The sequence below is a fragment of the Nitrobacter hamburgensis X14 genome (assembly GCF_000013885.1).
Classification (GTDB): domain Bacteria; phylum Pseudomonadota; class Alphaproteobacteria; order Rhizobiales; family Xanthobacteraceae; genus Nitrobacter; species Nitrobacter hamburgensis.
Map to the genome: position 1 here is coordinate 2,628,285 of NC_007964.1, position 22,096 is coordinate 2,650,380.

Sequence of the window (22,096 nt, forward strand, 5' to 3'; positions counted from 1 at the left end):
GAGCCCTCTCCCGCTCATTCGTCTGGATGGATGGGGGTTATCGGCAGTCCCCACTCCCAACCACGCCCCCGCCGGCTGACTCTGCGGGCCGCCCATAGCTTGGACGAGAACTTGCCCGCTGGGAAAAGGACCGGCGGGTTTTTCTTTTGTCCGGAACGTCATCCCATCGGCCTGGATGGGTTTCGGTCTCCGACCGATCCGCCGGTCCGCGGAACGTCAACAGATCAGGCGCGTGGCACGCTTGAAGTGGAAAAAAGGCCCGACGCCGTAAAGCGCCGGGCTAGTTGAGAGCGGAGCTAGTCCAAGGCGGACATAGCGTCCAGACAGCGGTCTACTGATGATTCGTGACGGCCCCGTGTTGGGGTAGAATTAGTGGTGTCCCCGCCCCCGCTCGATCTCCGCGCGGTCAACAGCACAGTCAGCAACCTCACGACTTGAGATGGAGGGACCGCCGCCGCGCACCGCGCATCCGGCCATGTCGGGCTCGCTCGGGCCGGACGGACCGCAGCCGGCGAGCAGCAGAAGCGTGGCGATTGCGAGAAGCGACCTCATTGTGCCGCCACCCTTGTTCCGTGCGGATCGACGATCTGGAAGCCGACAATCGAGCGAGGATGGACGCGGGTCTTGCCGCGGCCGGAATTCATGCCGCCCTCGCAAACTCGCCGTAAATCTTCTTGGCGAAGTCAAGGTAGGCGGCGTGAGCCTCTTGGCCTGTAGCGAACGAGCCGAGATATTTGGTTTTCCCACCGCCTACACCGATAAAAGCGTGGAACCGGTCGCCGTAACGACACACCCCCTTATATCCGGACTTGTTGTCGCGGCGTCGCCGCGTATTGGCGTTTTGATGGGCGCGTGTGGCTAACCGAAGATTCGCAATCCGATTGTCGCCGGGGACGCCATTGGCGTGATCTATTTCACCTTCCGGCCATGCCCCATAGACATACAGCCAAGCCAATCGATGAGCTTTGTACATTTTGTAGTTGATCCGGATTTCTCGATAACCATAGGTATCTGTTGATCCGGCGATTGATCCGATTGATGCTTTCCCATAGCGACGTCGCGCTTTCCCGCTTGGTAGCGGATAGTCGCGCCAGAGGAATATTCCCGTCTCCGGATTGTAGTTGAGAAAGGTCCTTAGCTCATTTTGCGTCAGCACATCCAACCTCATTCATATATACGTAATGCGATGAATGATATATATGATACTTGTAATATCGTATATATGAAAAGAGGCTGCTTTGACCAGATTTCGTATATCCACTACGCAAGCGGCTGTGGGCAGAAAAAAGGAAATCGAGACAAAGGTGCTAGCGACCCTTCATCAAGGGACGCTTGAGCGCATTGCTGCTGTTTTGGATGAGGGCGAGAACCGGACTCAGTTTCTCAGAACTGCCATTGAGGCCGAGCTTCGACGACGTGAGCGCGCGAAGCGCCGTGAGGGTTCACAATAGAAAAACCAACAATCGAACGATTGTGGAGGCGCGTTTTACCACCGCCAGAATTTGCATCGAAAACGTGCCAAATCTTGCCCCTGACATGCCGCTTGAGCACGAACACGTGGTGCCGCCTGACCGCGACCATCCCCGGAGCGGGTGAGGTGCGCGGGAAGCGAAACCAGTTCGCCGCCAGGTTCAGCGACGGGATGATCTTGCCGAACAGATAGAGCGAGGCACCGCAGCCGCAGTAGCGACGCGGACAGCCGGCCGGGCGGCCTCCGACCACCATCCCCGCTCCATCGGCCATGACGCGACGGAGGCCAACGGGTGGCGTTCGGGGCGATACTTGACGATCTGAGCGGCCAACTTGACGAACCAGCCGCCTTACTTGGCGACTTTCACGGGTTGCGGACAGGCCGCACGGCCGCATGACCGGAACGGAGCAACCTGCAAAGTTTTCTTGCAGGTTCGTTCTTTGCGTTTTCTGCAAAGAATGATGCTTCGGCCTTGCATCGACATTCGACGCGAGCAGAACAGCGCAAAGCGCCGCCAGAAAGACGGTTGGTCGCATGGCTTCTCCAATGATCTTTTGGATATGGTTGGCTAGCCGAACGCCTCCCGGCTAAGGGACTGCCGGCCAATGCCCCCATCTACAGGGTCGGCAGTCCCGATCGGCGTGGCGAGATTTAGCCGCGTATCCAGGCGGCGATCTTGGCGATCGATTCCCCGACCATCACGAAACCGGCAAGGATGCCGATCAGGCCGACGATCAGCCATTTCATGAAGGTGCCGACGGTTCTGATAGCGCCAACGAGGCGGATGCCGTCGTTGAGCGTGTCGATCTCGTCGTCGCGGATATTGGTCAGGAAGTCTTTGGTACGGGTCGGGAGATCGTCGAATTTGTGAACTTCGCTCATTACCGGCCTCCCGCGAAGCGCTGGCGCTGCTGTTCCTGACAGGTGCGCGTGGCAACCAGATTGCCGTTGGCCTGCCCCAGAGCAGCCCTGTGGCGCGCCACGGCCGCCTTGGCGGATTGACCCTTGGTGACGGCTGGATACGGCACCGTCGCCGCCAGCAGCTCGCAGTCGCGTGGTATCTGCACCGACGCCATAGTCGGGCTACCGGGCAATGTCGTGCAGGCTGCGCACGTCATCGCTATCGAGATTGCAGCCGTGATCTGCAGGCTGTTTCGCAAGCCGTTCCTCATAGTCCGTCACCTTCTGATTTGCCTGTTCGGCTTTGGCCTCGGCCTCGGCGCGGAGCTTCGCCGCCGTTTCCGCCGCCTGCTTTTGCGTGTCGAGCTGCAGCTGCGAGAACGCGAGATCGATTTTGACGCGGGCGAGTTCTGCGCTCTCATCAGTAAGGCGATGCGAAACAGCCGCGCTCAGAATTCCGAACACGAGGAATGCAACGAGTTTAGCGACCCGGACATACGGCCCGATCACGGGAAACCACTTAAGCAGCGGCGCATAGCCGACGATCAGGGCAGCCGCCAGGATCACGGCATCGATCCACAGGGCGATGTCGGAGGTGGCGATAGACCAGAACAGGGGTGCCATCAGCAACCCCTCAACACGCCATGGTGCAAAAATCCATGGAAGCTAGGCACAGCGATCGAACCCGCGCCGGCAGCACAGGTGTTGCCGACCTTGTCGACATGGATTACTTCGCCGACGGTGCCGTGGCGGATCCAGCAACGATGCCCAGCATCATCCTTCATGGTGCAGTTCGAGGCACGGCTGTCGATATGCCAATCGCGGCCGTCCGGAAGACGACAGGCGATTGAGCGACCGTCCGCACCGACCGGGTACAAATACCGACGATCATCCCTGCCGTTGGCAGGCTGGTTGCAATCCCACAGCGCGCCGACCGGCAATTCCCGGCTGGACACCTCCTCGCCTGTTTTCAGGTCGCGCATGATCGGTGACGAAATTCCACCGATGCTCGCAGTGTAGCGGCCGGTGTATTCCCACCAGGTGCAATGATGTTCTGCCATCACGACACCTGCCGCGCGACCCAGCCGCGGACCTTGTCCGGCCCGAAAAACCAGACGATCAGTACGGTCATGAGCAGTGAGAAGCCGCACAGAATGGCGACCACCTCCCAGCTCGTCAGATAGCCGAGGAAACCAAGGCCGCCGCCGCTCGACGTGAGGCCGACCAGCCAGTTGCGAACCCGCTTGCCGAATGATGGCTTGCTCTGGGCGCTGAACTCGGTGCTGCCGCCGTCATCACCCTGATCGCTATCGCCATCGACCTGCGGCATATCCATCAATGCTACCGGGCCCGGATAGCCGCTGGCGTCGCAGAATTCGAAATGCATGGGATCGGTGCGGCCTCGATAGTCGCCGCCCCAGCGCGCGCCCTGACGCTTGAAGGCGTCGATAACCGGCTGCGGCATGGTGCCGTGGCCTTTGCCGAACCCATTCTCTTCGGCGTTCAAATCGATCGCCGCGCCATAGGCATGGTTTGACCACTTGGTGGCGCTGCCCCTCACCTTACGTGGATTGTACGCGCCGGCGTATTTCGAGATGCCAAGTGCGTCGATCTTGCGCTGGTCGCTGCCGTAGTGCTCCCAGATATCGTTCAGCGCAGCCGTAAGCGCGGCAGCCGCCTTGCGATGAAACCGAATGCGGGCGACTGGCTTGCCGTCGTAATACATCTGGAACGGCGGCACGACGTTGACCAGCTGCCGCTCCACATCGGGGCCTGGCGTGCCGTAAAACGCCAGCAGATCGGCTTGATTGTCTTTCGGCCATTTCGTCATAGGTTCGCGCTCCCGGAAGATGGGTTGGTCGGTTCAGGTTTTTGTGGATTGCGGCCGGCTACGCGCCGCGACGGATGATCAATGCCCTGGCCGCACGCCAGCGCCCCCGGAATCGAGGTTGGGCATTGGATTGGTCCTTTGGGGTGTGGCTAGAGGGCGGGAGCCGTGCTATCCCCAATTTCAGCGGAATAAGGGCATGTAGATGCGACAATTATTTTCAGATATCCGCGAACGCGTGTTCCACACACGTCGTATAGTGAACTATCTTTCATCGATCGAAGAATCTCTAAGAACGCGGGATGCCTCAGTCGTTGAGGCGCCGCCACCCGCCGCTCCAGTAGTCGAGGTTTCTCAAACTGGTCCAGCCATGAAAGCTCTTTCGTCCCTGAAAGAGTTTGATGACTATTGCGAAAGCTTAAAGGACATCGCGGAAACCGACCGCATTCCTCTGCTTTGCAATTGTTACCTTGCCGATGATAGCTTTATCCACATTCAAGCCGACCCGTTTTCGCAAGCCTATGCCAATAAGATCATGGCAATTCATGCCGAGATTTCGGGCCGATCATCGTACAGCGAGTTATTCGAATATACGCCGGTGAACATCGATGATCGTGTCGCAAGACCGGGCATTTATCTTCACGACGGAAATTTTCTCGCTGGATACTTGGAGAGCTTCGGACAACTGATCCGCACACTTGACGTGCGGCCCGGAACCCGCGTTCTTGAGTACGGGTGTGGTGATGCTCAGATTTCGCTTCTATTGGCAAGGCTAGGCTGCGACGTTACTGTCATCGATATTGACCCCAACAGTATCAAAATCGTGCAGCAACAAGCCGCGAGGATTGGTTGTCCGATTACCGCCATCGTCGGTAATTTTCTGAGTGGCGAGGGCCTGCAACCGTTTGACCGAATATTTTTTTACCAAGCGTTCCATCATTCAATTCAGCACGTCGCCGCACTCAAGCATTGCTTGCCGCTCCTGAACCCGGAAGGGATGCTATTGTTTGGCTGTGAGCCCGTCATTGACACAGAAGGCCCTTGGAGGACAGCAGTTCCGTACCCATGGGGGCCGCGGCTTGATGGCTTGTCACTCCGAGCGATGCGGACGCATGGCTGGATGGAGCTTGGGTTCCAAGAACCGTTTTTTCGAGAATCTCTGAAGCGCGTCGGGCTTTCATACGACCGCTTCAAATCCGATACGAACGGTCTTGTTGATACCATTGTGGCGCGCCGCATTTGACTTCAAGAGAGATTGTTCGCGACCACCTTCGATGCTTCGATGTACCGGTCGCGGCCGACAAACTCGGCATACGGCCGCGCAGCCGCGACCTCGGAGGAGAGGTTGGGCATTGGTGGGAGTCCTTGTTGGGAGGCCTAAATAGAGAGCGATGCTTTTTCAGCAGCGCGCCTAGTCATGAGAGCCGCTAATCAACCTTCAGTCGGTCAATGGCTGCATCAAAAGCGCGTCCGAAGGCTTCAACAGAAAGATGTTTGGTAGAAATCGAGGTGCGGTCCGATTCGTGCACCTTCAGTATTGCGTCCGACCATGTCTTAGCGGTCGCCCCCCGCGGTACGGTTAAAACAAGTTCTCCGAGATCGTCTGCCGCTGTTCCTGAACTGGTGATCGGACGCTTACCCACTGAGATCAACTGGTTAATAACTCCGGACGATTCGCCGTGATCGGGTTCACGCGGCTGAACGGCGATGTCCACCCCTCTCATGAGAGATATCATGCGGGCATCCGTCGGAGCGTCGATACATTCGACAAACTCGGGGGCATCCAGCGAATGGATCGCCGCGCTTGCTGAGTAACCCGCAAAAAGAAGACGCACCTTCCTATCATGAGATATTATGCGCGATGCCGCGATCAGCAATTCCGGTCTCTTCATCGGTCCGACGATTCCAAAATGACCAATAACGATTTCATCATGTGGAGCGCGGCGTTCTGGTGTGGCATCCCCTGGCGGAAAGACAGGGTGAAAGAGGACTTCGAATTTGCACTCGGAGAAGCTCGAAAGTTCCGCTTCAATGAGCGTTTTAGCACGGCGAGAATTCACAAAGATCGTGCATGCACCAGTCAGCGCAATCAGTAACCGAACACCCATAACATGGCAGCTCAAGATATCGAGGAGGGTTGCTCTATGGCAACACCAAGCTCCGAGTTCAGGGTAATACTCTGTGAGCCTCGATGCCAACATATTGGCGTCCCCGCCGAAGTAGGCTAGCAGAAGCCCCGTGACGCGTGCTTCATGCAAATAAAGCACGCGCGGTACTCCAATTACCCTATTCCCTATTGCGGCTTTGAGAGCGGAAAGGCTGTGATGTGAATTCCCAATTGCAAAGACGTGCGCAAGGTAGTTGCCCGGCGGCTGAAAACGAGAGAACTCAGCGACCGGAGCTAAGAGCAGATCCGGCTTTCTGCTGAGAGTCTTTATTGCGGTCGTTTTCTGTTGAATGGATCTTTCGCCCGTGAAGTCCGTGAACAGCACAATGCGCTTCTTGCTTCCAGAAAATGCCGTGGAATTGTAAATGCCAACGCCGGTCTGTTCCGGTGACGAAGGCCCAAATAGCCCGATCATAGGGACGTCGGCCCGGTGACCGCTTGGTCTTCTAGAAGCAAGTTGTCCGGAAATCGTTGCCGTTACGATCTTGGAAGACCTCCCCCAACTGAACTTTCCTAATATATCTCGGCCAAATTCTAGTGACGCTTCAAATAACTCCTCGCGATGCTCGATGTTTTCAAATGCCGCCGCAATCGATCCTACCGAATAAGGATTGAACCGACACGCTGGGTGCACCATCTCGGCAACTGCACTTTTATCCGACCCAAACACTGGCGTCCCTGCAGCGTATGATTCAAGAATCGGAAGACCCAGTCCTTCGTACAAGCTGGGGAAAATCGACGATCTAGCGCTTGCCACTCTTTTAACCAATTCGTCATGAGCCAAGTAGCCTGTCAGCTTAACATCGACTCCTTCCTTCAGATCTTCAGACTTTAAGAGCTCAGACATCACCTTCTTACCGGCTCTGCTTTGAGAGCAAACGACAGCAAGACTTAGTTCGCTGTATGGGTTGTTCTTCTTGTAAAGCCCAAACCCCCGGACCAGCCCCGCCATGTTCTTGCGGAAATCTTCGCCTCCGACATAGACGACTTCCGTGGATCGCGTGCTGAGATGACTTTCGTGACTAACGACCCAGCGACTGCTGTCAATGCCGCCCCAAATTGTCGTTATCTTTGCTGGCGAAATTCCTGCGATCCGCACAGCATCGCTGGCGCTTGCCTCGCTGATCGAAAAGATATGGTCACATAGTTTCAGAGTGTTCAACGCGGCAAAATATCCACGAGATGTTGCCGGATGTTGGAGGTACACCTCCTTGAAAATCAACGGGATGAGATCGTAGAGGACTGCGCAGACCATTGGACGATGTGCCATCACCTCTAACGGAACCGCCAATCGTTCCAGCTCATCCACCGTGTCAAGCCCGTGCATCAAGCTCGTAATTAGGAAGGCGTCGCACCGACGTATGCCGACGCGAGAAACGTCCTCATGATAAAGTACCTCCCCGTACTCTCTCAGCGCCCCCTCTTCACTCAAAGACGGCCTATCTTTATGCACAAGGAAAGAGCATATCGCCGCGCCGGATCGCGCAACCTGAAGTGCGAGAGACTGGGCATAACTCGGAATTCCACGATCTTGATGATAGTGGCAACCTCGCAGATCAATGAGCAGATACATTGCATCTCGCTCTTTGCCGATCATCGGTCGTGCAAAAAAGGTCTTCCCATCCAGGCCCCAGCTTCACCATCTCCATGAGATGATTGTAATCCCGGATTAAAATCGGAAGTTCTGAGACATCACGTGGTGTCAGGTAAATCTGGTCCCAATAGCGATTGAGGGTCTCAAACAGTTCCTCTGAAGTACCATGCCCGAAATCGTCGCTGGTGTGAGGATTAAACTCAATCGCAAGATCAGGCTTGTCACGCATCAGCAGGTCAGAAGCACCCCGCAAAGCGGACTGCTCCATTCCTTCAGCATCGAGCTTTATGAAGTCGATCGGAGGAATGTTGTGCCTTCTAACCCAGTCATCGATAGCGATGCAGTGGATGGTTTCCTGCTTCGCCGTCGAAAGCTCTTCCGGTAGTGCGTTAGTCGTTCCCAAAACAAAAGAGCATCCAGAGAGGTCGCTGATATAGTTAAGTACGAGGTCTTGAGACTTGTCCGAGGCCCCCAAATTGTAAGCGGTGATATTATTTATGCCGTTCGCAGTAATGTTGTGTGTCAAATATCCGAAAGAGGCCGACGCGGGTTCAAATGAGTAGACGTGCCCTCTCGCTGCAACTTTGCTTAGCTGGAGAGATATTGCACCGATATTGGCACCAATATCGATGCATGACGCCGTTTCAGGGATCAATCGAGATAGCGCCGCTATGACATGCGGTTCATAGTATCCTTGTTGGTACTCGATTGCGCCTATGATGCTACGGTCTTCTGCCGGACCGCATAAGACCATTTCGATGCTCGAATTTGGCACCTTAAGTTCCACCGCTTTAGTCGGCGAGAATGTGCGCCCAGATGAAAGCTGGGAAAAATACAGTTCGATTCGCAACCGATCATTCTGCCGCTGAATCTCTGCAAATCGTCGATTCATTTCCTCCGACAAGAGCTTGATGCCTTGTTGGACTTTCGCCTCCGTCCTAAACGCTAGCCGCCTTGTAATCGGCCGTAAGGCGCGTTTCGCTATATATTTCAACATATTATAAGCCAACCCTATTCACCTACCGGAGAGGATGTAAAATTGCTGGAGCGTGGCATGAAGTCAAGCGGCCGACGGGGGTTTCGCCGCTGCAGGTGCGACTGCATTCGAGCGCAACCAATTCGATGACAATTGCTATTGGTGCGGCCTATGCCTGGACCTCTGGTCAGATAGACAACTTCTTCCGAGACTCGGATACTAACATCTTTGCTGCGAACTGTTGCTTAGTTAACCCAGTTAACCGCCCAATTCTTTCTGCCAGTCAATATCGGCGCCGGAAGTCGTACCTGCGCCGCCACCCGTCGCGCCGGCCTCGCCCTTGCCGCCAAGCTTGGCTTCGATCTGCGTCGTGTAGCCGCTCTTGGACAGCGTATGCGTCGCGGTTTCGATGATGAATTGAATGCCGTCGAGCTGCGGCCGCACGCCGGCATAGATCAGCGGTGCGCCGGCGCGGATCGCCGGATCGCCGAACAGCGTCACCGAGGTCCTGATCGTCTCGGCCTTCAGGTCCTTGGCCTTGGCGCCGGCCGCGCGCTTGGCCTCATCCTTGTCGGCGTAGGGCTCCGGCAGCGTGAAATCGGCCTCGCCGTTGCTGTCGCTGTCTTCCTCAACCTCATCGCGCGATGCTGTCTTACGGTTCTGCGCGTGCGCCTTGACCTTGGCGAAGCTGTTGCGATAGGCGAACGTCGTCTTGCAGGTTTCCGCGACGATGTTGTCGGGCGTCGCGACCACTGGCGTCAGCGCAGCGCCACTGGCCGATTGTCCGCTGCCCTTGGCGGCGAAGATCAGGTTGCCGTTCTTGATCGAGAACAGCGCGTCATGCCGCCGCGCCAGGCGCTCGACAACGTGGATGTCGCTTTCATCTTCCTGCCCGAACCACTCATAGGTATAGCCGCCGACCTTGCTGTCCACCTTGGCGGTGAGCCCCTGATCCTTGGCGATATCCGAGACGATATCCATGACGGTCTTTTTGTCCCAATGCCGCGCGGCGTGCTGCTTCAGTTTCTCGCGCATGTCGGTGCCCTTGCCGTTGACCGACAGCTTGTAAGGCAGGCATTGCACCTCCGGATCGTCGGCGACGTAGCGGCCAAAATCGAGCACCCCCGATTCGAGATAGCCCAGCTTCGCGGTGATGATATCGCCCTTGCGCGGGATTTCCGCGAACGGATTTCCGTCGTTCAATTCGCAGGATATCGTGTCGCTGGTGACACCTTCCTTGTCGACGATCGTCACCGAGATCAGCCGTTCGTTGAAGATCGAGGCGACTGGCCGGCCATTCACCGAGATTTCAGCGCGAGGGGTTTTCACTGATCAATCCCACAAGCTGACGATCTTCCGCTCCGGCGCCGAGCGCGGCAAACCCGGCAGCGCTATCTTCGTCCCAATCGGCAGCGGAATCGCGGCGGCCGCGAGGCCGGGATTGAGATCGAGCACCAACTCGACATAGCCGCTTTCGTCGCCGTAGACGCGCCGGCAGATCATGTCGACCATCTCGCCCTGCATTGTGGTGTAGACCGTCGCCATCGCGCTTCACCCGAACAGCGATTGAATGATGGAGATCGGCGAGAAGTCGTTGCCGACGTATCGCTTGAGTCTGATCATGAAGACATCCTTGCGCGGCCGGCCGGCTGCATCGTGAAAACGCTGCGATTCCGAGACGACTTCGATCACGTACATGCCGAACACATTGCCGCCGAGGGTCACCAGCGGCAGCACCGCTCCATCGCGGGCGGCCGAGCGAACACCCTCGAGGCTCTCAAGCCCGCCGAACTCCTCCGGGAAAACGACGCCCTCGATCTTCACCCGGTCGGCTTCGCCGCCCAGCCATTGCAGGCGATCCAGACCGCCAACCGTCTGGATGTCAGCCCACGACGTGGACAGGTCGCGCGAAACCCCGTCGTAGCCAAAGCGCAACGATTCAAACCCGAACGGACCAAGAGCCATCGGTGTCGGCATCAATACACCCCGTCGCTATAGGCGCCACGCGAGAGCGCATTCAGCTTTGAACTAAGCTGTTTCTCGACGGCCGCCGCGATTGCCTCGGGCGACTGACCGGGCGATGCTTGCACATTGATCGTAACGCCGCCGACATTGGTCACCGCGGCGCCACCGCCTGCCTTCGCCGCACCGGCCATGGCCTGCGCCTTGATCGCCCGCACCGTGTCGAGCGTGTTGGAGATCGCGCCATTTGCCCGCGCCCGGAAAATCTCGGGGCCGTTCTCGCCTACGAGATATGCGCTGCCCGCCCTCACCGGCCCGCCGGCCGCACGCGCACCGGCGATGGCTGGCGCGGCCACGGTCGCGGCAGCGGCAGCAGGCGTCTTACCCGAACCGCCAAAGCCCAACATGCCGGCAATCTTGCCGGGAACCGACGTGATCCACCCGATCAACGATTTGATTTTCTCGATCACGCTGGTGATCGCTCCGCCGATACTGGTGCCGATCGTGACGCCGAGCGACCGCCAGCCTTCCTTCGATGCATCGATCGGCCCGAATATCGACGACAGGGTGTTTGACAGCCAATTGAAGCCATCGATGATGGGCTGGATTGTCGGCATCACCGGCGCAAGTCCAGCCATAAGGCCCTCGCCTATGCCGGCGAACAGCGCCTTGATGCCGGACCAATTGTTGTAGATCCACGTTCCCGCAGCGGCGAGGCCGACGAGCGCAGCACCGATACCGGTGCCGATCACGGCGAACTTGAGCACCCGCATAGCAGTCGCCATGCTGAAAATAGACGCCGCTGCTGCCCTGAGAGCGCCGCCAGTGCCCAGCATCGCTGCGGATACCGCAAATGCCAGAATGGCTGTGCGTGTCGCCATTATGGCAGAGCGTGCGGCCCGGAAGGCCGCACCGAACGGCATCAGGGCAATGGACGCCACGCGAACTGCACCAGCCAAACCGAGCATCGCCCCCTTCGCCACCGCAAGCGCCCCGCCCCACATCCACCGGAGACCGAACGCGGCCGCGAAGCCGGCGATCCGCAATCCAACGAGACCGGCGGCCGTCAATGTGACCGCCCGGGTTAAACCGGGATATTTTTCGGCCAGCTTCGCAAATCGCAGCGCCAGCGGCCCTAACACATCGAGCGCATGTTTCAGCGGCGGCAGCAGGCTACCGCCGACCACGAGGCCAACCTCGCGAACGCGGCTCTGAAAGCGTTGTAGCGCATATTCCGTCGTAGCGGCGCGATTGGCGAACTCCTTCTCGACGCTGCCCGCGTACTTCGTCTTGTCTCCCACTAGACCGAGCGCGTCCGTTAGAATTTCCAACTTTCCGAGCAAGGGCGCCAGCGCTCGCGCTTCGTCGCCAAACAGGTCGGATATCACGGACCCCTGCATATACGCGGGCAGTTTGCCTATCCGCTTCATGACGTTCAGCGTCATGCCGACGGCGTCTTTCTGCATCGTCTTGGCGACGCGTGACGAATTCAGCCCGAGCTTTTCATAAGCCCTTTGCTGGGCCTTGCTGGCGCTGCTGCCGCGCGTCAGGGCCCGCCCCATATTCCGAAACGACGTCGCCGCGACGTTGCTTTCTGCGCCCGCACCGATCATCGCCGCGCCGAACGCCAGCGCCTGTTCCTTGGCGAAGCCGAAGAATTCGCCTTGCGCCGCAACGCGCTTGGAAAAGTCCACAAGGTCCGGCGCGGACGACGCGGTGTTGTCGGAAACGTAGTTGATGGCGTCAGCAAACAGACCGAGGTCCTTGTTCGACAGCCGAAGCGCCGATCGCAGATTCGCGAGGTTCTGACCGGCAACCGCGCCGGTCACTTCCCACGCGACCGCCGCTTTCGCGGTCATTCTTGTGAAATCGAGCAGGTCCGTTTCAGGCACGCCGCCTTGTGCCGCGGCTGCCGCCAATGCGGCAAGTTCAGTAACGGCCAAAGGAATTTCGGATGTCGCAAGCCCGCGAAGATCGCGCTCAAACTTCTTCAAGCCATCGGCGCTGAAGTTGGTCACCTTGTTAACGTCGGCCATCGCGCTTTTTCGAGCTTGATGGCTTGATTGACCGGCGCGCCGATCGCCTGTGCTAGACCGTAAGCGACGGCCACCGCGCCAAACATCTGCGTATGCGCCGACGCCAGCGCCGCTGCGTTGCGCGACTGCATCGCCGTCAACCGATTGACGGCCCCGGCGATGGCGCGCGATGGCGCCGACGCCCGGTCGATCAGTTCGACGATCAGTTTTGACGTTAAGGTCGTCACTTAGTTTTCCTTGGCTCGATGCTTCGCAAACGCTCCATCGAGCACCGCGCCTGCTTGTTCCGCGATGCTTTCATGGCCGTCAGGGAGATTGAACTTGCGCCGTCCAGGCTTTCCAGACTCTGCAAAAAGGATGGTATCCAGCGCTTTCGAATACGCCTCGAAGCGGTCCATCTCCATATCTTCAATTTCGCCGATCGGCGTGTGCAGGTGCCGCGCAAGGGTAGCGACAGCGACAATCACGCTGTCGCCTTCGTTGTTTACTCCGCGATCTTTTCCTTGGCCGCCTTGATCGCAGCCTTCGCCGACTTTCCCATCAGCGGCGCGGCGACCTCGCTCAATCGCTCGAAGTCATCGATATCAAGCTCCTCAATGACGCCAATCGGCACCCCGGCCATCGACGCATAGATGGCAAAGGCTTTCCGCGTGTCGCCGGTCACGAGATCTCCGGCGACCAGGTCCTTGGCCTTCATCTTGCGCAGCGTCAGCGCCGGATAGGCCTTGTCGTTATAGGTGATCGGGGATTCCGGAGTGAAAGTGACAGTGTGGGACATGACCGCTCCTTACGCCAGCAACGCAGCGCGGATGCTGCTGGTCTGCGACTGACCGCCGATCGAGACGTCGAACGGCGTCATTTCGATCAGGGTGCGGCCGTCGACCTCAAGGCGGTAATAGCGCAGCGTGATCTGGAAATCGTTTTCGCCGACCTCGCCCGGTTTCCACGAGCCATGATCGGTCTTGATCAGCCGGCCGCGGATGTAGGCCGTGGCGTTGATGATGGTGCCGTCCTCGTGCGCCAGCGCGCCGGTGACCATGAATTCGCGCTCCTGGCCGACGGTGAGACCGAACAGCGTGATCACCTGTGGGTCGAAGCCGGTGAGCTTGAACGAGGCCTCGGCCTTCTCAAAGCCCATCGGCACGTCGATCGGCATCACCATGCCCGCGTTGCGCATTTCCTCGACCTTCTCGGTCGGGACCGGCAGCGTGATCTCGCTGGCCTGACCGATCTTGGACACGCGATCGGCGAAGATGGTGCAGTTGCGCAGGATGTAGCGCGGCATATCGGAACTCGACGGCATTTGATGCCCTCCTTAAAAAAGCTGGCTGATGAATGGATGGCGAGAACGAAGGCCGTGCTTTACGCAGCCAGCGAACCGGAGCTGATTTCCTGCGCCACCTGATTGAGCAGCAGGGTATAGCTGGCGATGTTGCGATAGCTGGTGATGCGGATATCGACCATCGGCGCCGGCGGCTCGAACTTGACGCCCAGCTTGACGATGCCCTGCGCCAGATCGTTGTCGGTGTTGCTCTCGAGCAGCCAGACGTCATGACCGGGCAGGATCGCGCCCTCGAGCTCCATGGTGCGGAGGAAGGCGCGGCCGGTCTCGATCATGAACTTGAGGTTTGCCTTTGAAAACGGCCGGTCGACGAATTCGAGATAGGCCACCTCGAGCGCCTCGTTGATGGCATCGGCGGTGCGGCGCACCGACACGAACTGCCAGAGCAGATCGCTGTCGCAGGTCCACACGCCCCACAGCCGGAACCCTGTGTTGTCGATGTTGACGATGGTGTTGACGCGATTTTCGTTGAGGTAGTTCGACTGGACGCCGTATTCGATCGGCCGGTTGGTGCCGACGATGCCGGCGATCTCGGTATTCGAGCCCGCCCACCAGAAGCCCTGCTCCAGATCCATCTTGGCCTGGCGCGCGGCGAAGATCGGCGACGACGGCTGCGGCACGTTGAGCGCCTGGGCGGTGTCGAATTTTAGCACCTTCGGATCGCACACGAAGATGCGGCCGGAGTTGATCAGGCCGCGATACTGCACCGCCGCCTGGTCGGTGGTGTCCGGCGCATCGACATAGGCCATCGCCTTGAGCGTTTCCGCGACGCCCATCAGCTCGGCGACGACGGGGTTGATCACCGAGCCCTTGGCGGCGGTCGCCGTCGCATCCACACCGTCGCCCGCGATGGTAACGGTGACTGCACCGGTGTAGCCATAACCCGGTTTGGTCACGAGGATCGAGGTGATGATGCCCGCCTCAACGACAGCCGCGGCCTCGGCGCCCGATCCGACGCCGCCAGTACCAGCGATCGTCACCGTCGTGGTGTCGGCGACGTAGCCGGAGCCACCCACGCCAACCGCAATCGAGGCGATGCCGTCGGCCGGCGACGTCTGGGTCAGGCCGGGGGCCAGCAGCAGCTTCGGCTTATAAAGGCCATCCGGCTTGGCGCGGCGGAAGGCATGCACGCCGGTGAACGACACCTGATTGCCGACCGCGTTGGCCCAGGTGAGCGGCGTGGTCGCGCCCTCCTCGACACGCACCAGGATGATCGGGCAGCCGACCTGATCGAAGATCGAGTCGATCGCTTCCATCAACGTGCCGTCGCTCCCCAGCCCCTCGGCATCGCTCGGCCGCAGGATCTGGATCGGCTTGTTGAGCGGGAATTTGACTTCATCGGCGTCGGCCGCGGTGCCGATCAGGCCGATGACGGCGGTTTGCGCGGTGCGGACCAACACCGGGGTCTCGCCAGACTGGAATACGCGCGTGCCGTGGTGAAAGGACACAGAAGCCATATCGGCTCTCCTTGGGTTGAGGACTGGATGTTGCGGGGATTTTTACGCGGCGAACGCTGCGTCGATCTCGGCGATCGTGGTGATTTCGCCGCTGTCGATATCGGCCTTCACCAGTGCATAGGCGGTGAAGCAATCGTTGACGTGCGCTTGCACGGCGTCGCTGATCGCGATGATGGTGGTCGCGTTTACCGGCACGATTGAACCGTCAGCAGCAACCCAAGATGTTGACCAGTTGGAATCTGCATCGGCAGCGATGCGCGCGCCAATGATCATCTGCTTTGACCGATCATCCGTCGCCACAGACACGCCGGCGACGGTGATGCCGCCTACCTCTCGACGCCAGCGCGCGTCGGCGGCATAGGCCAGGAGGTCTACAAACAGGCCATACGGCGCCAGCACCCATTGCAAAGCTGCGTCTGTCTGCTCGCCGGCCTCGTCGCGGGGCCACGGCGTCCAGGCGCCAGAGCCTTGCCGCACAAGCCAGGCCGCGTCGTCGTCCGGCACCCGCGCCTGTTGTGCGCTGCTGTAGACACGCCCGTCGTCGGCCAGCCAATACCAATCGAGAGGATTGTATCTCATGCGTACTGGCCTCCGGTGTCGGTAGAACCCGCGGTGCCGCCGGGGAAGAAGTTCGCCCCGGCGCCGCCCACACTTATGACGCCGTTCAGGCCCGCGCTGTAACGAGGGCCGGTGGCCGGTGTTCCAAAGAACGAGAACGGCCCAGCGAGCTGGAACGAGCCGCAGATTGTGGCGCGCATGGTAGAATTCGACCAAGACGCACCGTTCGCAGTGGCGACGTCGGCGAGCATCGTTATGGTTCCACCCGAGGCGAGCCACATACAGATAGCCGAGCCGCCCATAATGCATCCAGCGTTGACTGAAACACCGCCACCGGCCGACGCGGCGACTAGCGCGGGAACGCTAGCGTTTGACGTCCCTAGGGTGACGTTGGTTAGATCCATTACTCCAGCGCCGGCGGCGATCGTGTTGGAGTTGATTATGCCCGTGTTGTTGACAGACATACCGCGAAGATTGACCTTGCCGTTTACCGCGGCAACAAGGCCAGATGATCCACCCGGGGGGCCGATACCTGAAATAATGTAATTCGCTTGATTGGCGATGTCGCCGAGGATCGCGACTTCCCCGCCACCGACGTTAACGTCGCCTGGTGGCGCGTAATCTCCGGCATTCCCGAGCTGGATCGTCATCGTTGCGCCAGCGAGGTAAAACCTCAATCTCGCATAAGCGACTGCGGCCGCGATCGTCGCGAAAGCATGGGCGGCGTCATTCGCCGAGCCGTCGTTGCCGTCGTTGCCGTCAGTGCGGACGTAGAGCGTGGGCGTGGCAGCGACGATCGGAACCTCGCTATAGGCAATGCCCGACAACACAAAACCGGCTCCGGTACAGATCAGCGTGTAGATGCTGCCGGCAATCAGATCACCTTGGGCGAGTTCGCTACCCCGCGGCGTCTGGATTGGGAGCGGGCCGAGCCCGTTCAAGTTCAATGTGGCCGGCCCGGTGTTTGTCGCGGCGATCTTCACACGCACGGTCAGCCCGTCAATGTACGCCGTAGGCACCGGAACAAGCGCGGCTGTCAGTGCATTGGCTGTGCCGGCCGCTTCTGCATAGACCCACTTTCCGCTCTGCGCATCGAGCGCGATCTTTTCGACATAGCTACCGCCGATACGCTCAAACACACGACCATCGGGCAAGCTGACGCCGTGACCTTCCGGCGACGTGATGATCGCCCAGCCGGCGTTGGTATATTCCGCGACCTTGCCGGCCTGCCCCGCCCAGGCGCCGGTTGGATCGGCGGCGATGACGTAGGTGTCGCCGGCGACCGGCAACGCCGGTGGCGTCGCAAGCGACATCGATATGATCGGTATCCACGGCAACCGCGTCAGCCGTTGCAGCGCGACCTGCATCGACGGATCGACCTTGATGATGACGTTGGCGACATCGGAGAAGGCGACCTCAAGCCGCACCGTTCCCTCGACGGTCTGGCCGCTGTCCGGCGTCGGCTTGTTGATCGGCGGATCGTAATGGGCGATCGCGATCAGGTCGCCGTCGATATCATAGAGCCCGGCTTCGCGGATGGTGTACGGCCCCTCGCCGGCGGCAAGGTAGCAGTCGAAATAGGCAACGTTCGAAGCCCCGACAACGGTGCCATGACCGCTGATCGTTTTCAGCGCGATCTGGTTATAAAGCGCTGTCTCGCCACCGCTGGGCACCGTCGCGCCGTCGCCGATGGCGATATGCGTGATCTCGATCGTGGTCGCGTTGGCGAGCGCCGCGGCTTCCTTGGCGCGGCCGAGCGTGGTCATGACTGCGAATGAAGTCTGTGGCATTTAAGCGGCCTTTACGTGGGCAGTGGCGGACATGATCGACGCGGCGGTCGCGCCCATGTAATTCGTGGCGCGCAACACCGGCGTTTCGAATACAAATGGATGCGCGGCCGCACTAATCGCGGAGCGAGCGAGCGCGCCGACATAAACCGGCCCCCGCGCCCGCAGGATCGCCAGCGATGTGAACACGCGGCTTTTCGGCTTTGCGGCGGCAACCGACTGGATCGCGAAGCCTTGAGTCGCGAGGTCGAACACCGGCCCGCCGTTGCGGTAGATCAGTTCAATGCGAAAGGTGCCGCGACGCGAGCCGTCCTGCCACCATTCGACAATCCGGCTTTCCAGATCGAATGCCGCCAGCGCGCGCCGGACCGCGCCCAAGGTGCCCTTCAACCGATGTACCATCGGAGACGCGGCGATCACCGCGCGCTTCTGCGCTTCCGGCCAGGCATCGGACCACACATCGACCGAAACGCCCTGCGCCAGCCAGGGCAGCAACACATCCGGGCACGTCGCCGGATTCCAGATCGTGACGATCACGGTCGGATCGACGATCGCGATCCTCGCCAGCTCGGCCGCCAGCACCGCGCGCTCGATCGGCGCGGCGCTTCGCGGCAGGATGGCATCGGCAATGGGCGCGACGGCTGCAACAGCCTCCGCCGGCGTCATTCCCACGACCCCTGCGTCTGCACCGTGGTGACGGCGATGGTCCCGACCTGCCCGACCCCCTTCGATCCGGGCTCGATATCCGCCACGGGAGACACAACCTCGACCGTCACATTGTTGTCGATCGCCGCGCGTCCGCCGATCACCTCGCGTTGGATCGACAACCCGATCCGCCGCCGATCGGCAGCATAGGCTTCAAGGCGGCGCTTGGCCTCGGCCGCCATGGCCGACGCATCCGACCCCGGCGCATAATAGAGCGTCACGGCAATGTTGTAGGCCGTCACGGTCGCAGCCTCGACGCGAACGTTATCGCCGAGCGGCCGCACATCCTCGGCCGTACAGGCGCGGAACACGCGGTCCAGCAGCGCCTGGTCGACCGCGCCATACGTCTCCGTCGGCAGCGCCACGATCAGGATCTCCGGCGCCAGCACCGGGTCGCCGTCGTTTCGGCCCGCAAAAGGCGCGGCGATCAGCCCCATCGAATAGGCGTCGCTGTGCAGCGTCGCGCTATAAGTGGCGGCATCCTCTTCGGAATAAGCCGCGGCGTCGGCGATATCGCGCACGCCGTCGAGCTCAAGCGCGTGAAACACATAGGCGCCTTCCGGCCCGGCGGTCGAGAACGCCTCGAACGCCAGCTTGATCCGGGCGCGGAAGATGGTGTCGGTCTCCACCCACTTGCCGCGCAGATCGTCCCATTGCGAATTCGCCGGCTGATCGTCGGCGGCATTCGGGTAGATCAACCGACCGATGCCGGCATAGGTCGCGCCGATATGGTCGAGATCGCCCCTAATCGCCGTTGCCAGAGACAAGCCGCGGATTGCCTCGTTGACCCGCTGGCGGAAGTTCATTTCCTGAAAGCCGCCGCCTTCGGAATAGGCGATGACCAGCGGATCGGTCTCCAAACCGGTCACGTCATAATCGACCCCGACCCGCGCCAGCGCGGCGACAAGAAACTCGTCCCGCGCTGTCTTGATAGCCTCGAAATCGACGGGAACGACCTGCGGAACGTCGCCCAGCGCCTCGAGATCGGGTGCAACAAAGCGGCTCATGCGGTGCCCCGGATTGGAACGATGATGCGCTGGTCACCGGCCGGCGTGAAATCGCCGAGGTGACCGCGCGGAAAATAGGTGCCGTTGAGTTCGAGGCCGATCACGCCGTCGGCGCCGGAGCGGGTCAGACGGCAACCGGTCAACGCGTAGCGCGGCTCCCAGCGCGCGATTGCCATCACCGCGGCGGCGTAGATCGCGAGAATGACGCGATCGGTCATCGGCCGGTCGATCAGGTCGAACAGCTCTGAACCGAACTCGCGGCGCATCACGCGCGAGCCGATCGGCGTCGTCAGAATGACGCCGATGGACTGCCGCACGTGGTCGAAGTCGCGAAGAAGCTCACCTGTTTCGCGATTGAAGCCGGTCGAGGCCAAGTCAGCCGGCCTTCTTCTCGTTCGGCTTGACGGCTGGTTTTTCGACCGGCTTGGACGCCGCCGGTGCACGCGCGAGCTGGTCGCCATAGGGCGGCAGGAACGGCTTGGCGACGCGGTCGGCCATCTCGACCTCGCGCGGCCCCGCGTCATGCCAGGTGCCCGCGTAGAAGCCCGAAATCTTGACGATAACCTTCATGTCATTTCCCCTTCAGTTTGGATCGGGATCGGCACCGACGACCGGCTCGTGAGACACGATCACCCCGTTGCCGTCGGCCACGATCCACGAGCCACCTTTGCGAATTTTCGCGACCTTGTCGGAGGCGACGAACCGAGCATCCTTAAACTTGCCGCGCACGAACGTGTCGCTCATTTCAAACCGGGCATCGCCCCTGACGATGACAAGCTCCGGCCCGTCATGCGGTCGCGGGTTTGAATTTGACGGCGTCGACATCTCAATGACGGCGTCGGTCAAATCCCCGCTTTCGGACACCACATCGACCTGCTCGCCCACGGTCGGCGGGATGTGCGTTTTGATGCCGCCGGCGGCGATCTCCTGCCATGGCACCCATGGCGAAAGATACGGCTTCGGCTTTTCCGAGAATTTGACCCGCGCCAGGCCCTTGGCGTGATCGACTTCGGTGATGACGCCGGTGCGCCGCCGATTGCGGTTGCGCCGCTCAAGATCCGCGATCCGCCGCCCCAACTCGACAATGCGATCAATGATGCTGGACACGGTTCAGTCCTCGATCGCGACCGACGCGATATTGGGCTCGGTCGCCTCAGCCGCGGGCACCGCGCTATCGAACAGCGCCCGCACCTCTTCCAGCGTCATGCCGAACCGTCGCCGCTGCGCTTCGCTGTTCAACGTCACGTCGGGATCGCCGAGCAGCGCCAGCAGCGCGGCGCGCTTCTTGACCGTGATCGGGTTGATGTCGCCGGCCAACTTGTCGAAGAATTTCTTCCAGATCGACGTTGCCGCCACCGGCTCGCCATAGACCGGGTCAGGCAACAGATCGACGGTGATGACCATCTGGTGAGCCGCGATACGCACACCATGGGTGGCATCGGCCGTGCGACGGCGCTCGATCTTGATGACGCCCGACGACAAGCCGCGCCAGATTTCCGCCCAGGCGTTGCCCGGATCGGTCAGTGCGTTGACCACTTGCTGCCCCGTGCAATCGAGGAAGAATTCGAAGGCGGGATCGGTCGGCGGGATCTGAAGCCCAACGATCGACGACTCGCCGGTCTCGCCATTGGTCTCGACCATCGCGGCGGTTATGCCGATCTCGATGACCAGCTCGGTCGGCCCGGACCTGTGCAGCGCGCGGATATCCGCACCGCCTTCCAGCTTTGCGCCCTCGACGTAGACCGAAATGAACGGTTTTTCCTGATCCGTGCGCAGGTTGCCGTCGGCGCCGACATCAAGCGCGCCGATCTCGCTGTCCAGCACGTTGCCGCCGACCATCGTGTGACCCTTCAACGCCTCGATCGCCGCCATGCGCAATGCGGTCCGCCCGATCATCAAGCCTCTCCCAACTGCAACACGAGCCGCGCCATGCCACGATCGTCAATGGCGAGGACCTCGAACCACGGCTCGCCCGGCCTCGACAACGCCTTGACCTTGTCGCCCCTTCTAAAAGAGAGCGCCGGATATTTGACGGGGTCGATACTCAACTCGCCACGCTGCGCCGCGATCTGCGTGCGCCACGACTGCGCCGCGCTGCCAGCAACGCTGGTTTCCTTGTCGCCGCCGACACGTAGCATCGCCTCGATCTCAACCGTTGGCCGGTCAGGATCGACGACACCACTTTTCATGAAGGCCAGCCGCACCGGCTCGGCCATTTCTTCATCAACAGCCGCGAAAAGCTCATCGCGAGCGGAATGATAGCGAGCTGGCTGCATGATCGCCTCCGAATGTGGCGGCGGGGCTAT

The 22,096-nt window shown here is 60.2% G+C and carries 28 protein-coding genes; 1 reads left to right on the forward strand and 27 read right to left on the reverse strand.

Annotated elements, in window-relative coordinates:
- Positions 1-640: 640 nt before the first annotated feature.
- The 7 genes from NHAM_RS12045 to NHAM_RS12075 form a co-directional block, all read right to left on the reverse strand.
- Positions 641-1,156 (reverse strand): HNH endonuclease, encoded by a 516-nt coding sequence (locus tag NHAM_RS12045; protein ID WP_245270062.1) that lies wholly within the window; start codon positions 1,154-1,156, stop codon positions 641-643.
- Positions 1,157-1,383: 227 nt separating this feature from the next.
- The gene (locus NHAM_RS28215) at positions 1,384-2,007 is read right to left on the reverse strand and encodes a hypothetical protein (protein ID WP_011510830.1); all 624 of its coding nucleotides are present in this window, start codon (positions 2,005-2,007) and stop codon (positions 1,384-1,386) included.
- Positions 2,008-2,122: 115 nt separating this feature from the next.
- The gene (locus NHAM_RS12055) at positions 2,123-2,353 is read right to left on the reverse strand and encodes a hypothetical protein (protein ID WP_011510831.1); all 231 of its coding nucleotides are present in this window, start codon (positions 2,351-2,353) and stop codon (positions 2,123-2,125) included.
- Positions 2,353-2,538: a hypothetical protein gene (locus NHAM_RS12060; RefSeq protein WP_157043611.1), complete on the reverse strand. Its 186-nt coding sequence runs from the start codon at positions 2,536-2,538 to the stop codon at positions 2,353-2,355. The genes NHAM_RS12055 and NHAM_RS12060 overlap by 1 nt, the downstream gene beginning before the upstream one ends.
- A gap of 16 nt (positions 2,539-2,554) precedes the next feature.
- Positions 2,555-2,995 (reverse strand): hypothetical protein, encoded by a 441-nt coding sequence (locus NHAM_RS12065; protein WP_011510832.1) that lies wholly within the window; start codon positions 2,993-2,995, stop codon positions 2,555-2,557.
- The gene (locus tag NHAM_RS12070) at positions 2,995-3,432 is read right to left on the reverse strand and encodes a hypothetical protein (protein ID WP_011510833.1); all 438 of its coding nucleotides are present in this window, start codon (positions 3,430-3,432) and stop codon (positions 2,995-2,997) included. Before NHAM_RS12070 ends, NHAM_RS12065 begins: the two co-directional genes overlap by 1 nt.
- Complete coding sequence (locus NHAM_RS12075; protein ID WP_011510834.1) at positions 3,432-4,202, reverse strand: M15 family metallopeptidase; 771 nt, start codon at positions 4,200-4,202, stop codon at positions 3,432-3,434. The genes NHAM_RS12070 and NHAM_RS12075 overlap by 1 nt, the downstream gene beginning before the upstream one ends.
- 202 nt (positions 4,203-4,404) lie before the next feature.
- On the opposite strand from NHAM_RS12075, the gene NHAM_RS12080 reads away from it, so the two are divergent.
- Positions 4,405-5,442: a class I SAM-dependent methyltransferase gene (locus NHAM_RS12080; protein ID WP_011510835.1), complete on the forward strand. Its 1,038-nt coding sequence runs from the start codon at positions 4,405-4,407 to the stop codon at positions 5,440-5,442.
- A gap of 184 nt (positions 5,443-5,626) precedes the next feature.
- Here NHAM_RS12080 and NHAM_RS12085 read toward each other — a convergent pair whose 3' ends face one another.
- The 20 genes from NHAM_RS12085 to NHAM_RS12180 all read right to left on the reverse strand — a co-directional run bounded on the left by NHAM_RS12085 (position 5,627) and on the right by NHAM_RS12180 (position 22,066).
- Positions 5,627-7,963 (reverse strand): glycosyltransferase, encoded by a 2,337-nt coding sequence (locus NHAM_RS12085; protein WP_081434993.1) that lies wholly within the window; start codon positions 7,961-7,963, stop codon positions 5,627-5,629.
- On the reverse strand, positions 7,923-8,957 hold the full coding sequence (locus tag NHAM_RS12090) for an FkbM family methyltransferase (RefSeq protein WP_041358044.1): 1,035 nt from the start codon (positions 8,955-8,957) through the stop codon (positions 7,923-7,925). The genes NHAM_RS12085 and NHAM_RS12090 overlap by 41 nt, the downstream gene beginning before the upstream one ends.
- Positions 8,958-9,194: 237 nt before the next feature.
- Positions 9,195-10,265: a phage late control D family protein gene (locus tag NHAM_RS12095; protein ID WP_011510838.1), complete on the reverse strand. Its 1,071-nt coding sequence runs from the start codon at positions 10,263-10,265 to the stop codon at positions 9,195-9,197.
- A 3-nt stretch (positions 10,266-10,268) separates the two neighbouring features.
- The gene (locus tag NHAM_RS12100) at positions 10,269-10,481 is read right to left on the reverse strand and encodes a tail protein X (protein WP_011510839.1); all 213 of its coding nucleotides are present in this window, start codon (positions 10,479-10,481) and stop codon (positions 10,269-10,271) included.
- Positions 10,482-10,487: 6 nt separating this feature from the next.
- Positions 10,488-10,913: a phage tail protein gene (locus tag NHAM_RS12105; RefSeq protein WP_011510840.1), complete on the reverse strand. Its 426-nt coding sequence runs from the start codon at positions 10,911-10,913 to the stop codon at positions 10,488-10,490.
- Positions 10,913-12,934: a phage tail tape measure protein gene (locus NHAM_RS12110; protein WP_041358045.1), complete on the reverse strand. Its 2,022-nt coding sequence runs from the start codon at positions 12,932-12,934 to the stop codon at positions 10,913-10,915. The genes NHAM_RS12105 and NHAM_RS12110 overlap by 1 nt, the downstream gene beginning before the upstream one ends.
- Complete coding sequence (locus tag NHAM_RS12115; RefSeq protein ID WP_041358046.1) at positions 12,913-13,161, reverse strand: hypothetical protein; 249 nt, start codon at positions 13,159-13,161, stop codon at positions 12,913-12,915. Before NHAM_RS12115 ends, NHAM_RS12110 begins: the two co-directional genes overlap by 22 nt.
- Positions 13,162-13,401, reverse strand: a complete 240-nt coding sequence (locus tag NHAM_RS12120; RefSeq protein ID WP_011510841.1) for a hypothetical protein — start codon at positions 13,399-13,401, stop codon at positions 13,162-13,164.
- 17 nt (positions 13,402-13,418) lie between these two features.
- Complete coding sequence (locus tag NHAM_RS12125; RefSeq protein WP_011510842.1) at positions 13,419-13,712, reverse strand: phage tail assembly protein; 294 nt, start codon at positions 13,710-13,712, stop codon at positions 13,419-13,421.
- Between the two features lie 9 nt (positions 13,713-13,721).
- Positions 13,722-14,237 (reverse strand): phage major tail tube protein, encoded by a 516-nt coding sequence (locus tag NHAM_RS12130; protein WP_011510843.1) that lies wholly within the window; start codon positions 14,235-14,237, stop codon positions 13,722-13,724.
- A 59-nt stretch (positions 14,238-14,296) separates the two neighbouring features.
- Positions 14,297-15,733, reverse strand: coding sequence for a phage tail sheath subtilisin-like domain-containing protein (locus NHAM_RS12135; protein ID WP_011510844.1), 1,437 nt, complete (start codon positions 15,731-15,733; stop codon positions 14,297-14,299).
- A 42-nt stretch (positions 15,734-15,775) separates the two neighbouring features.
- A complete protein-coding gene (locus NHAM_RS12140) occupies positions 15,776-16,312 on the reverse strand; it encodes a DUF4376 domain-containing protein (protein WP_011510845.1) in 537 nt (178 codons plus the stop codon).
- Complete coding sequence (locus tag NHAM_RS24015) at positions 16,309-18,081, reverse strand: phage tail protein (RefSeq protein ID WP_011510846.1); 1,773 nt, start codon at positions 18,079-18,081, stop codon at positions 16,309-16,311. Before NHAM_RS24015 ends, NHAM_RS12140 begins: the two co-directional genes overlap by 4 nt.
- The gene (locus tag NHAM_RS12150; RefSeq protein WP_011510847.1) at positions 18,082-18,744 is read right to left on the reverse strand and encodes a phage tail protein I; all 663 of its coding nucleotides are present in this window, start codon (positions 18,742-18,744) and stop codon (positions 18,082-18,084) included.
- Positions 18,741-19,790, reverse strand: coding sequence for a baseplate assembly protein (locus NHAM_RS12155; protein ID WP_011510848.1), 1,050 nt, complete (start codon positions 19,788-19,790; stop codon positions 18,741-18,743). The genes NHAM_RS12150 and NHAM_RS12155 overlap by 4 nt, the downstream gene beginning before the upstream one ends.
- Positions 19,787-20,164, reverse strand: a complete 378-nt coding sequence (locus tag NHAM_RS12160) for a GPW/gp25 family protein (protein WP_011510849.1) — start codon at positions 20,162-20,164, stop codon at positions 19,787-19,789. Before NHAM_RS12160 ends, NHAM_RS12155 begins: the two co-directional genes overlap by 4 nt.
- Before the next feature lies 1 nt (position 20,165).
- Positions 20,166-20,360: a hypothetical protein gene (locus NHAM_RS27585; RefSeq protein ID WP_041358047.1), complete on the reverse strand. Its 195-nt coding sequence runs from the start codon at positions 20,358-20,360 to the stop codon at positions 20,166-20,168.
- Between the two features lie 12 nt (positions 20,361-20,372).
- Entirely contained in the window at positions 20,373-20,897 is a 525-nt protein-coding gene (locus NHAM_RS12170; protein WP_011510850.1) for a phage baseplate assembly protein V, read from the reverse strand.
- Between the two features lie 3 nt (positions 20,898-20,900).
- Positions 20,901-21,686 (reverse strand): hypothetical protein, encoded by a 786-nt coding sequence (locus NHAM_RS12175; RefSeq protein WP_011510851.1) that lies wholly within the window; start codon positions 21,684-21,686, stop codon positions 20,901-20,903.
- Complete coding sequence (locus NHAM_RS12180; RefSeq protein WP_011510852.1) at positions 21,686-22,066, reverse strand: hypothetical protein; 381 nt, start codon at positions 22,064-22,066, stop codon at positions 21,686-21,688. Before NHAM_RS12180 ends, NHAM_RS12175 begins: the two co-directional genes overlap by 1 nt.
- Positions 22,067-22,096 lie beyond the last annotated feature (30 nt).